This is a genomic window from uncultured Clostridium sp., from assembly GCF_947039605.1.
Taxonomy (GTDB): Bacteria; Bacillota; Clostridia; order Clostridiales; family Clostridiaceae; genus Sarcina.
Genome location: NZ_CAMQZG010000031.1, coordinates 1 through 12,208, shown reverse-complemented (window position 1 = coordinate 12,208; position 12,208 = coordinate 1). Strand labels below are relative to the sequence as shown.

The 12,208-nt window shown below is 32.0% G+C and carries 13 protein-coding genes; 10 read left to right on the top strand and 3 right to left on the bottom strand.

Going from position 1 to position 12,208, the window contains the following annotated elements; all coding sequences use genetic code 11:
• Nucleotides 1-86 precede the first annotated feature (86 nt).
• The 10 genes from rpsF to proC all read left to right on the top strand — a co-directional run bounded on the left by rpsF (nt 87) and on the right by proC (nt 9,602).
• Nucleotides 87-374, top strand: coding sequence for a 30S ribosomal protein S6 (gene rpsF, locus Q0V24_RS11805; protein ID WP_297521722.1), 288 nt, complete (start codon nt 87-89; stop codon nt 372-374).
• A 19-nt stretch (nt 375-393) separates the two neighbouring features.
• Nucleotides 394-846 carry a single-stranded DNA-binding protein gene (locus Q0V24_RS11800; RefSeq protein ID WP_297521720.1) on the top strand — a complete coding sequence of 151 codons (453 nt, stop codon included), beginning with the start codon at nt 394-396 and terminating at the stop codon, nt 844-846.
• Between the two features lie 27 nt (nt 847-873).
• The gene (gene rpsR, locus Q0V24_RS11795; protein ID WP_297521718.1) at nt 874-1,134 is read left to right on the top strand and encodes a 30S ribosomal protein S18; all 261 of its coding nucleotides are present in this window, start codon (nt 874-876) and stop codon (nt 1,132-1,134) included.
• 282 nt (nt 1,135-1,416) lie between these two features.
• Nucleotides 1,417-1,734 carry a MazG-like family protein gene (locus Q0V24_RS11790; RefSeq protein WP_297521716.1) on the top strand — a complete coding sequence of 106 codons (318 nt, stop codon included), beginning with the start codon at nt 1,417-1,419 and terminating at the stop codon, nt 1,732-1,734.
• 35 nt (nt 1,735-1,769) lie between these two features.
• Nucleotides 1,770-2,762 (top strand): DUF2232 domain-containing protein, encoded by a 993-nt coding sequence (locus Q0V24_RS11785; RefSeq protein WP_297521714.1) that lies wholly within the window; start codon nt 1,770-1,772, stop codon nt 2,760-2,762.
• 25 nt (nt 2,763-2,787) lie between these two features.
• A complete protein-coding gene (locus tag Q0V24_RS11780) occupies nt 2,788-4,746 on the top strand; it encodes a DHH family phosphoesterase (RefSeq protein WP_297521712.1) in 1,959 nt (652 codons plus the stop codon).
• Nucleotides 4,746-5,189 (top strand): 50S ribosomal protein L9, encoded by a 444-nt coding sequence (rplI, locus tag Q0V24_RS11775; protein WP_297521710.1) that lies wholly within the window; start codon nt 4,746-4,748, stop codon nt 5,187-5,189. The genes Q0V24_RS11780 and rplI overlap by 1 nt, the downstream gene beginning before the upstream one ends.
• A 15-nt stretch (nt 5,190-5,204) precedes the next feature.
• Entirely contained in the window at nt 5,205-7,103 is a 1,899-nt protein-coding gene (gene lonC / locus Q0V24_RS11770; RefSeq protein ID WP_297521708.1) for a Lon family ATP-dependent protease, read from the top strand.
• Nucleotides 7,104-7,393: 290 nt separating this feature from the next.
• A complete protein-coding gene (locus Q0V24_RS11765) occupies nt 7,394-8,728 on the top strand; it encodes a replicative DNA helicase (protein ID WP_297521706.1) in 1,335 nt (444 codons plus the stop codon).
• 58 nt (nt 8,729-8,786) lie between these two features.
• On the top strand, nt 8,787-9,602 hold the full coding sequence (gene proC, locus Q0V24_RS11760) for a pyrroline-5-carboxylate reductase (RefSeq protein ID WP_297521704.1): 816 nt from the start codon (nt 8,787-8,789) through the stop codon (nt 9,600-9,602).
• Nucleotides 9,603-9,841: 239 nt separating this feature from the next.
• Here the strand turns inward: proC and sdaAA are convergent, their stop codons facing one another.
• From sdaAA to Q0V24_RS11745, 3 genes are all read right to left on the bottom strand, one after another.
• A complete protein-coding gene (sdaAA, locus tag Q0V24_RS11755) occupies nt 9,842-10,720 on the bottom strand; it encodes an L-serine ammonia-lyase, iron-sulfur-dependent, subunit alpha (protein ID WP_297521702.1) in 879 nt (292 codons plus the stop codon).
• 3 nt (nt 10,721-10,723) lie between these two features.
• The gene (sdaAB, locus tag Q0V24_RS11750; RefSeq protein ID WP_297521700.1) at nt 10,724-11,407 is read right to left on the bottom strand and encodes an L-serine ammonia-lyase, iron-sulfur-dependent subunit beta; all 684 of its coding nucleotides are present in this window, start codon (nt 11,405-11,407) and stop codon (nt 10,724-10,726) included.
• A gap of 108 nt (nt 11,408-11,515) precedes the next feature.
• On the bottom strand, nt 11,516-12,139 hold the full coding sequence (locus tag Q0V24_RS11745; protein ID WP_297521698.1) for a Fe-Mn family superoxide dismutase: 624 nt from the start codon (nt 12,137-12,139) through the stop codon (nt 11,516-11,518).
• Nucleotides 12,140-12,208: the final 69 nt, after the last annotated feature.

Sequence of the window (12,208 nt, the reverse complement as noted above, 5' to 3'; positions counted from 1 at the left end):
ACTATATTTTTAGTGATAGAATATTGTAATGTAAATCCCTGCTGTATTATAGTACAGCCAGAGGCCATGGGGAGGAGGTGTATAGAATGAGAAATTATGAAACAATTTTCGTAATTAACCCATCTTTAGAAGAGGAAGCTGTTAAAGCATTAATCGAAAAGTTCAAAGGTGTTATAGAGAACGGTGGTGGAACTATCGAGAACGTTGATTTCTGGGGTAAGAGAAGACTTGCTTACGAGATCAAGAAAGTTAGCGAAGGTTTTTACACATTAGTAAACTTTAGTGCTGGAACTGAATTACCTAAAGAATTAGATAGAGTATTCAAGATCACAGATGGAATAATCAGACACATAATCGTTAAAAAAGAAAACTAATTGAAAGGGTGGTATTGTAATGAATAAAGTTATTCTTATTGGAAGACTTACTAAAGATCCAGACTTAAGATTTGCAGCTGGAAGTGGTAAAGCTGTTACTAGATTTACTATGGCTGTAAATAGACCAATGAAAAGAGACGAAGCAGATTTTATAAACTGTATAGCCTTTGGTAAGACTGGTGAAACAATAGCACAATATCTTACAAAAGGTAGACAATTAGCGATTACTGGAAACATAAGAACTGGTAGCTATGAAAAAGATGGTCAAATGAGATATACAACAGATGTAATCGTAGATTCATTCGAGTTTATAGCAGGTGACAACGGTGGAGGAAGAAGTAATAATTCTGCTTCTTTTGATGGTGGAAATCAATCAACTTCTTCTTCTTCAGCGTTTGATTCTTTCAATAGCACACCAAACAATATGTCAGATGATATGATGCCAATTGATGATGGAGATATTCCATTTTAATTAAAATAAGTAAGGAGGGAAATGAACATGAGTAGAGATATGAAAAGAGGCGGCGGAAACGGCGGCGGAAAAATGAGAAGAGGCAGAAAGAAAGTTTGTGCTTTCTGTGTTGAAAAAGCCACTGAAATAGATTATAAAGACGTGCCTAAATTAAAGAAATATGTTACTGAAAGAGGTAAAATATTACCTAGAAGAATTTCAGGAACTTGTGCTAAGCACCAAAGAACTTTAACTGAAGCTATAAAAAGATCAAGAAACATAGCTTTATTACCATTCACAACTGAATAGTATAAAGTTTGAAATAGAAAAATCCTGCTAGTCAGGATTTTTTTTTGTTTTAAAAAGGTTTGAATTTATAAAAAACAAAATGCTATGAGGTTAGATTTCTAACTTCATAGCATTTTATTTTTTTAATATATTAAAGAGAAAAACCTAATAATAAAGTTAGGAAGAATTTATAAAGGATAAAAATATATTAAAAATACTCTATTAATCTATTTCTTTAGTTGCATAAATAACTGAAAAAATTTACAATTAGATAAGAGAGTATGGGTTTTAGGGGGAGATTTTATGAGAAAAGATGACTTTAATATAATGGGTAATATAAAAGCTATTGAAGAGCTTAAAGCGCAACTTATTTGTATAACAGGTGAGTTATTTACTATCTTAACTAAGGGTGCAGGCGCAACTAAGGGTGTAGTTGTGGATTGCATAGCATCACTTATAATTGTTTTATATGTCTTAGCAGAAAAGCTTGGATATGGAGCTGTAGAAGTTGATGATAGTGTTAAAAAAAGCTTGAAAATGGCAATAATAGAAGAAGATGTTTTAGAAAAAGATGGTAAAAGTCTTAGTAAATTATTAAGACACTTCAAAAAAAAGCTTTAATTACTTTCGGTATTGAAGGTAAGGAGGAAGCAAGTATGGAGAATTTAAGAAGTAAGCCCTTAATTGAAGGGGCTATATTAACAGCGATAGTAGTAGTTCTTATGATAATTGCGAATATGCCAGGGTTATTTATTATAGGAAATATATTAGTTCCTATACCAGTAGCGATACTTTACATAAAACACAAATGGAAAATATCTATACTATCGGTGATAGTGGGATTTATAATAGTAAGTTTTTTACTAGGACCTATTTCCGGAATTAATGCTGCATTATTTTCAGGATTTGTTGGACTTCCATTAGGATATGGTATCAGAGCTCGTAGAACAGGGACAGTTACATTGCTTTATATGGTAATAGGAAGTGTGAGTACTTTTATTGTATCAACAGCTATTACAATATATATTACAATGGGAACAACTCTTACTGCATTTTTAAATAGCAGATTAGCACAATATAAAGAAATTGCTAATACAGTAATAAAGAGTGCACCAAATGAGCAGTCAGTAGAAGCTATAAAACACTTGATGAGTTTTTGGACTGTTAATAATTTGAAATTAGGAATGCCACTTGTATTAGTTGTAATAGGATTTATAGCATCTATAATAATTTATAATATTGCTAGAAATATAATGTTAAAGCTAAAGTTAAAAGTTGAGCCTTTAAAAAGTTTTTCACAGTGGTATATAAGTCCTAAAGCAATTGCTATTATAATTGCTATTGCAGTTTTAGGAATAGAACTAAAAAAGAATGGAGTACCATTTGGAAAAGAAATTTTTGGTGGAACTTGGGGAATACTATTTATATTATTTGTATTACAAGGGCTAAGTCTTTTAGCATATTTCGTAACAAAGAAATTAAAGGCTAATAGAATTGTCATTGTAGTTATATTTATACTTTTAATTACATCAGGGATGTTTATATACCTTATCCCTATTGGCTTAGTAGATGTAATTCTTGATTATAGAAATCTAGATGAACATAGTTTAGGGAGTTTTATAAAAAGGAAGTTAGATCCAAAACAATAAGATGTAAGTTTCATAGGAGAAAATTATGTATTTTAAACTCAAACGGATGCACCTTGTAGCAATAATGCTTATATTTAGTTTGCTAATTATAGTTAATCTACTTGTATCAAGCAATTTAGTAGCAGGGCTTGTAGTGCCAACTGTTTATATAATTTTTCTTAGTGTTATTGTTATTAATCTTTTAAAAAAACAAGAAATTAATGATGAGGAAAATAAAAGAATAGCACAAGAAATTAAAATAACAATAGAAAACAATATCCTTGATTCTGTTTATCCAGCAGCTATTATTGATTCTTCAGGAAAATTATTTTGGTTTAATAAAGTATTTAGAGAACTTTATCCTGATTATAATCTTAAAAATAATAGAATAGTTGCAATAGTTAAAGGAATAGTAGTTGAAAAGGTGCTTAAATGTGATAGAATGACCTCACAAAAAATTTGTATCAACGATATAAAGTATGATGTGTATGGAAAATCTATTATAACAGAGGCAGGAGAAGAGTATTGCCTTGTTAATTTTACTGATGTTAGTACAATTCGTGATGAGCAAAAACAATGTGTAGTACTTGTTGAAATTGATAACTTAAAAGAGTTAGATGCTTATATTGATAATGAGGAAAAACCGACTTTACTTGCTGACATACAAAGAAGAGTAAATAAGTATGCAAATAGTGTTGGGGCGATGGTTAAAAAATATGATTATGATAAATATATTTTAACTATGCTTGATTCAGAAATTGAAAAAGCTATAGAAAATAAGCTTTATATATTGGATATTACAAGAGATATAAGTAGCTCGATTGATATTACACTAAGTGTTGGTATTGGTAGAGGTGGAGAAACTCCATATGAGAATCAGGAATTTGCTACAAGGGCTATTGATTTAGCGCTTGGTAGAGGTGGAGACCAGTTAGTTATTAAAACTAAAGATGATACTCAAATATTTGGAGGAAATACAAATGCGCCAGAGAAAAAGAATAAGGTTAGAGCAAGAGTTATAGCTCATGCTTTGAGGGATTTGATATATGAGAGTGATAGAGTATTTATCATTGGTCATAAAAATCCTGATATGGACTGTTTTGGTTCAGCACTTGGAATGGCTAGTACTGTGAAAAAATTAGGTGTTAAATGTAATATAGTATTAAATAATGATACTAATGCAATTAATAATTTTTTACAGACTGTTAAGGCTAAAGAAGAATATAAAGGTTTAATTGTTGATTCACATTATACTAGTAATAAAATTAATGATAAAACACTAATTATAGTAACAGACGTTTATAGTGAAAGTTACGTTGCTAATATTGATTTATTGAAGAGATGTGATAGAGTAGTTATTATAGATCATCATAGAAAGTCTACGGATTATATTAAAAATACTATATTAACTTATTTAGAAGTATATGCATCATCTACATCGGAACTTGTGACAGAACTTATTCAGTATATGTTAGACAGACCTAATCTTAGCATCACAGAGGCTGAGGGGCTGCTAGCAGGTATATTTATGGATACTAAGAACTTCACATTTAAAACAGGTGTTAGAACCTTTGAGGCAGCTGCATTTTTAAGAAAAATGGGAGCTGATACAACAGCAGTTAAAAAAATATTTAATAATGATTTAGAGAGCTATTTAGCTAGATTTGAAGTTATTAAATCAGCTGAAGTTGCAGAAGGAATAGCTATATCAGTTTGTCCAAATAGCCTTGCAGAGGTTGTTTTTGCAGCACAAGGGGCAGATGAACTTATAAATATAGTTGGAATAGAATGTGCATTTGTATTTGTTAAGGTTAAAAGTAAGATTTACCTTAGTGCAAGATCAATTGGTGGTATGAATGTTCAAGTAATAATGGAAGCTTTAGGTGGTGGTGGTCATAGAACTATGGCTGGTACACAGTTTACAGATATAAGTGTTGAAGAGGCAAAAAATAGATTAAAAAAAGCTCTTAAAGAGTATTTAAAAAATAGGGAGGCTGATGAATAATGAAAGTTATTTTATTAAAAGAAGTTAAAAATTTAGGTAAAAAAGGTGATGTAATAGAAGCATCAGATGGATATGCAAGAAACTACTTGTTCCCAAGAAAACTTGCAGAACAAGCAACAGACAATAGTTTGCATATATTAAATGCTAAAAAAACAATAGAGAGAAAAGCAAAACTTGCAGAAGTAGAAGCAGCTCAAAAACTTGCAGAAGAGTTAAGAGATAAAGTTGTTACAGTAACTGCTAAATCAGGAGATGGTGGAAGATTATTCGGAGCTATCACAAATAAAGATGTTGCGGGACTTATAGAAAAAGACTATAAAATTAAAGTAGATAAAAAGAAAATTCAAATGGAAACAATCAAAATTCTTGGAACATATACAGTGGAAATTAAGATATATCCAGAAATAACAACAAAGATGAAAGTTATGGTTGTTCCTGCATAGAAGGGGGATTAAAAATTGAAATCAGTAGATGAAAATAAAGTCATTAGCTATCTAATGGCAGACGGATTAAGTTTAGAGAGCCAAGTAGAAGTACTTAATGAAGTTGCAACAAAAATGTTAGATGATGGTGCAATGAGAGCTAGAGTGGTAAGATTTAAGCTACAAAAATATATGGACTCAGATAATTTATATGAAAAATTACATGCTTTAAACATGATTGTTTCAGAAGGACAATGTAATCATACAATTCCAACTGAAAAAAATTATGAGGAAGTTTTAGAAGAGATATGTAATAACATGTCAGGAGAACTTGCTAAAAGATATTTAAAGAAAAAGATAAATGCAGAGCTTGAAAAAGCACTACAAGAAAAACAAGAAAAGTACATGGATGATATGAGACTTGAAATTATCAGAAAGAAAAAAGGTCCAGAAAATGCAGGAACTTTAAATAAGCTTAAGCATTTAGAAGAGTTAGATAGTAAAATACCAAGTAAAAATATCATGTCACTTTTAAGACCACAAGATTTTAAGGATATTATAGGACAAGAAAGAGCAATTAAGTCATTAATTTCAAAGCTTGTATCACCATATCCACAACATATAATTATATATGGACCACCAGGAGTTGGTAAAACAACTGCTGCTAGAATAGCACTAGAAGCTGCTAAAAAAATCAAGAATTCTGCATTTAATGATGATTCAAAATTTGTAGAAGTTGATGGTACTACTCTAAGATGGGACCCAAGAGAAATATCTAACCCACTTTTAGGATCAGTACATGACCCTATATATCAAGGAAGTAAGAGAGACCTTGCTGAAATAGGAGTTCCAGAACCAAAAACAGGTCTTGTTACAGAGGCACATGGTGGAATACTATTTATTGATGAAATAGGTGAACTTGACTCATTCCTTCAAAATAAATTATTAAAAGTGTTAGAAGATAAGAGAGTAGAATTTACTTCATCTTACTATGACCCTGATGATAAAAATGTACCAGGATACATCAAATATTTATTTGATAATGGTGCACCAGCTGATTTTGTTATGATAGGTGCTACAACAAGAAGCCCAGGAGATATCAACCCAGCTGTAAGATCAAGATGTACAGAGGTTTATTTTGAACCACTTAGTACACCAGATATAGAAAGAATTATTACAAATGCAGCGAAGAAACTTGGAGCAATCCTTGAAGACGGAGTAGCTAAGATAATTGCTAACTATACAATAGAGGGAAGAAAGGCTGTAAATATACTTGCTGATTCATATGGTCAGGCACTTCTAAGAAGTAAAAGTAAAGAGCCAAAGAGAGTGAAAATTCTTTTAAAAGATGTAAACGAAGTTTTAAGTATAGGTAGATTTGTACCTTACGAAAAATTTGAGCAACTTGATGATAAAGAAGTTGGAAAAGTTTGTGGACTTGGAGTTTCAGGATTCCTTGGTTCAACAATTGAAATTGAAGCTGTAACATTTAAAGCTAGAAAAGCAGGTGCTGGAACAATAAGATTCAATGATACTGCTGGTTCAATGGCTAAAGACTCAGTATTCAATGCTGCTTCGGTTATTAGAAAAGTTACTGACAAAGACATCAAAGATTATGATATACATGTCAATGTAGTTGGTGGAGGAAAGATTGATGGACCTTCAGCAGGTGCTGCAATAACACTTTGTATCATAAGTTCACTTCTTGATAAGCCAATAAGACAAGATCTTGCAATAACAGGAGAAATTTCTTTAAGAGGAAATATTAAACCAGTTGGTGGAATCTTTGAAAAAATTTATGGAGCTAGAAGAAAAGGTATAAGACTTGTAACTGTTCCAATAGATAATGAGAGAGAAATTCCAAAAGGTCTTTTAGATGTTGAAGTTAGGGCTATTAAGGATATAGAAGCATTAATGGAAATTGCATTTTCATAAGATATAAACAAGGGCTATGTTGTAAAACATAGCCCTTATTTATATCTTTATAAAATTTTAACATTAATTTTATAAAGGGTTTCTTTGATTAAAAAACATAATAAATGATATAATATAGAAGATTGACTAAAAGTAAAAGTTAAGATGAATAGTAAGTATTAGCCTAAATTAGGCTATAAGCCATACTAAATACATATTTGAAATTTAAAGTAGTAAAATACTTAATTAAATAAACAACGAAAAATAAAATGGGATACAAAGAACTATTTATAGATTAGGAGGATAAGACAATGGATGCACCAGTAATGAAAAGTTTGCCCCAAAGTATTGAGGCGGAACAAGCAGTTCTTGGAGCTATGATGGTTGAAAGAAACGCAATAGCTAAAAGTGCAGAAGCCTTATCAGCAGATGACTTTTATAGAGAATCTCACAAAATAGTTTTTAAGGGCATAGTGGAGATGTTTCAAAAAGATGATGCTGTTGATCAGGTCACTTTAATAGAATATCTTAAATCAAATGACATGCTTGAAAAAGCTGGTGGAATTACTTATATAGCAGAAATGGAAGCTGGTGTTCTTAGTACAGAAAATATAGGTGAGTATATAACTATAGTTGCAGATAAAGCAGTTCTAAGAAGACTTATAAAGGCATCTACAGAAATAATATCAAGTTGTTATAATGAGCAAGGTGATGTTATGAAGGTTGTAGATTCAGCAGAGAAAAGAATATTTGATATATCAGAAACTAAAAATTCAGGTGACTTTGAATCAATTAGTTCTGTTCTTGAAAGAGGATTTGAAGAGATTGAAAGACTTTATAAAAATAAGGGACAAACAACAGGTGTTGGTTCAGGGTTTAATGACCTTGATTCTAAAACTTCAGGATTCCAATCAGGAGAAATGATTCTAATTGCAGCAAGACCATCTATGGGGAAAACAACTTTTGCTTTAAATATAGCAGAACATGCAGCACTTAAAGAGGGAAAAAGTGTTGTTATATTCTCACTAGAGATGTCAAAAGAGCAACTTGCTTATAAATTATTATGTTCGCAGGCAAGTGTTGATATGCTTAGTCTTAGAACAGGTCAACTTGAAGATAAAGACTGGGAAAATATCGCAAGGGCAGCAGGTCCTTTATCATCTGCTAAAATATATATAGATGATACAGCTGGGGTTTCTATTATGGAGATGAGATCAAAATGTAGAAAACTTAAAGCAGAGCATGGAGTAGATTTAATTCTTATAGATTACCTTCAACTTATGAGTGGTAGTGGAGAAGAAAGTAGACAACAAGAGGTTTCAGAAATCTCAAGAAATATTAAAGCTATTGCAAAAGAAATGAAATGTCCTGTTATAGCACTGTCACAGTTATCTCGTGCACCAGAGCAAAGAGCTGACCACAGACCTATGCTATCTGACCTTAGAGAATCAGGTTCTATAGAACAGGATGCCGACCTTGTTATGTTTTTATATAGAGATGAATATTATAATAAAGAAACTGATGAAAAAAATATAGCGGAATGTATAGTTTCCAAGCAGAGAAACGGTCCAGTTGGTACTGTTAAACTTGCATGGCTTGGTCAATACAGTAGATTCGGTAATTTAGATTTATCAGATATAGATTAAATACTTAGCATACAGAAGTGATTCTGTGTGCTTTTCTAGAATAAAAGGAGGAGTTTTTATGAGTAAGAAAATAGGATTTATAGGTTGTGGAAACATGGGTGGAGCAATGCTTGAGGGGATACTTAAAGCAGGGATATTTGATAAAGAGAGTATTTTTTGTAGTGCAAAATCAGAAGAAAGTAAAAAAAATATATCAGAGAAGTTTGGAGTTAATGTAGCAGACAATACAGAAGTTACTAGAAATTCAGATATATTAATACTTGCAGTAAAACCACACTTTTTCTCAGAAGTAATAAAAGAGATAAAAGATTATGTTAGGGCAGATACAATTATAGTTAGTATAGCTGCAGGAGTTGGAATTGAAGATATACAAAGTATGTTTGGAATATACTCTTATGGACTAAAGGTAGTAAGAACTATGCCTAATACACCGGCTTTAGTAGGTGAGGGGATGAGTGCAATATGTGCTAATAAAAATGTTACTGATATTGAACTAGAAGAAATACAAGATATATTTAATAGTTTTGGAAAAAGTGAGATATTAGAAGAAAAATACTTCCATGGATTTATAGCATTATGTGGTTCCTCACCAGCATATGGATATATGTTTATAGAAGCTATGGGGACAGCTGGTATAAAAGCAGGAATTCCAGCAAATAAATCATACAAACTTGCGGCACAAAGTCTTCTTGGGACTGCTAAGATGGTTTTAGAAACAGGAGAGCATCCAGCAGTTTTAAAAGATAGAGTTTGTTCACCTAGTGGGACAACTATAGAAGCAGTTTCAGAGCTTGAAAATGCAGGATTTAGAAAAGCTATTATAGGTGCTATGGAAGCTTGTGAAAAAAAATCTAAAGAAATGCAGAAAAAGTAGTTGACATTCATTCTCAACTACTGCTATAATAAAGACAGAGGTTGATGATAATGAATTTCAATTGATTCGGAAGTCATTAAACACAACGAAATAAAACAAACAAACTCCTATAAAACAAACAAACAATACAAACAAAACAAAACAAACAATACAAACAAACAAATAAATAATAAAACAAACAAACTCCTATAAAACAAATAACAATAAAAAAAGACTGGGCATGTACACCCAGTCTTTTTTTAGTTATCACCAAATATTTTTTTATTTAGTTCTTGTCCAGTTTTTGTAGTAGCTAGTCCACCTTGAGCTGTTTCTCTAAGAGAAGCAGGTAAACTTTTACCAACTCTATACATAGCCTCAATAGTATCATCAAAAGGAATTTTACTATAAACTCCAGCCATTACTAAATCAGCAGTGCTAAGTGCACTTACAGCACCAGCAAAGTTTCTTTTAGCACAAGGAACCTCTACAAGTCCAGCCACTGGGTCACATACTAGCCCAAGAATATTTTTTATAACTATAGCACTTGCATTAAGAGCCATATTAACATCTCCACCCATCATTTCCACTGTAGCGGCACTAGCCATAGCAGCAGCAGAGCCACATTCAGCCTGACAACCACCCTCAGCACCAGATAAAGTAGCATTTTGAGCAATTATAAGACCAACAGCAGAAGAAGCAAAAAGTCCAGTTACAAGCTCATCATCTGAAAAATTAAATCTATCTCCCACAGTTAAAATTACCGCAGGTAAAATTCCACAAGATCCAGCAGTTGGGCAAGCAACTATTCTACCCATAGCAGCATTAACCTCAGAAGAAGAAATTGCCCTAGCAATAGCAGATACGATAGTATCTCCACAAAGAGTATTTCCTTTTTCTAAATACTTTCTGATTTTATAAGCATCTCCACCTATAAGACCACTAACAGAATAAATTTTCTTTTCTTGACCCTCATTAGCACCATCTCTCATTGCTTCAAGTATTTTATGCATATTGCTTATAACACCCTCACGAGAAAAATTACTATTTTCAACTTCATAATTTATTGCATAGTCAGCAAGTGACCAATTCTTTTCAGTACAAATTTTTAAAAGTTCTTCACCATTTCTAGCAAACATAAACTATACCTCCCTACTATCGGGCTTAATCATGATAATATTATCAACAGCCTCAATTGATTTAATTTCTTCAAGCATTTCACTAGGTATATTATTATCTACCTCAAAAATCATAGTAGCAGATTTCCCTTTTTCAGTTCTAAAAACTTTAAGAGAAGCTACATTTATATTCTGCTTGTACAATATTGCAGTAATAGCAGATATAGAACCAGGAACATCCTTGTGTGGAACTATTAGAGTAGGATATTGACCAGTAAAATCAACAGTTTGGCCATTAACTTCATTTATAACAATATTTCCACCACCAATAGATGAACCCATAACTTCGCAAGATTTCCCACTCTTAGTTTTCATAAGAAACTTAACTGTATTAGGATGGTGACCCTCTCCTAAATCAGTTGGTAAGAACTCAAAAGAAAGTCCAATTGACTTTGCAATTTCCATAGAATTTCTAAGTTCTTTATCAGCAGGTTCCATGCCAAGCATACCAGCAACAAGGGCTTTATCAGTTCCATGCCCTTTATAAGTTTTTGCAAAAGAACCATGTAAAAGGAAAGTAACACTTGCAACTTCATCTCCACAAATTGTTCTAGCAACCTTTCCAAGTCTTGCAGCACCAGCTGTATGAGAACTTGAAGGACCAATCATAACAGGCCCGATTATATCAAAAACACTAAATCTCTTCATTGTTTATCTCCTATAAAAATAAATTTAATATGTAATTTAATTTTATTTTATATCAAAATGCTAAAAAAGAGTAGCTATAATAATTATAGCCACCCATTTATATCAATATTATTTACAAAGATCATCACACATATTGCAATATTTCTCTAACCTGTTCTCAGCAACAGTCCAGTTAATGCTTGCAAAAACAGTATCAAGATACTTGCCTCTGTCTGTTCCAAAGTCCATAAAGTAAGCATGCTCATAAACATCTACAACTAAAATAGGAGCAGCACACCATAAAGCACCAACATCATGTGCATCTATTCCAACTACTCTAAGTCTTTTAGTAACCTTATCAATAGCAACAACTGCCCAACCTCTAACAGATAAAGCAACCTGCTTTAAGTAATCCATAAAACATTTTTCATCACAATATTGTTCTTTAATCATTTTAGCAAGTTTACTATTAAGGTTAGAATTACAATCAGAAGCACAAGATATATTCTCAAAATAAAGTTCATGAAGGACAACACCATTTAACGCAAAACTTTCTCCTTGTTTTAGAGATCTCATTGCAGAAAATGTTGGATTTGACCCAGCATAAGCCTGGGCATCCTTGCTTGCTTTTGAAATATCATTTACTTTAGCAACATATCCCTTGTATAACTTTAAGTGTTCCTCAACTTGTTTTTCACTAAGACCTTTAATTTCGCTAGGTTTAAAACATTTAGCTTCAATATCTTTGTACATAAAAAATACCTGCTACTCAAAATATGGACAAATATACCCATATCGAGATTTTTACTGCTTCCTAGCATC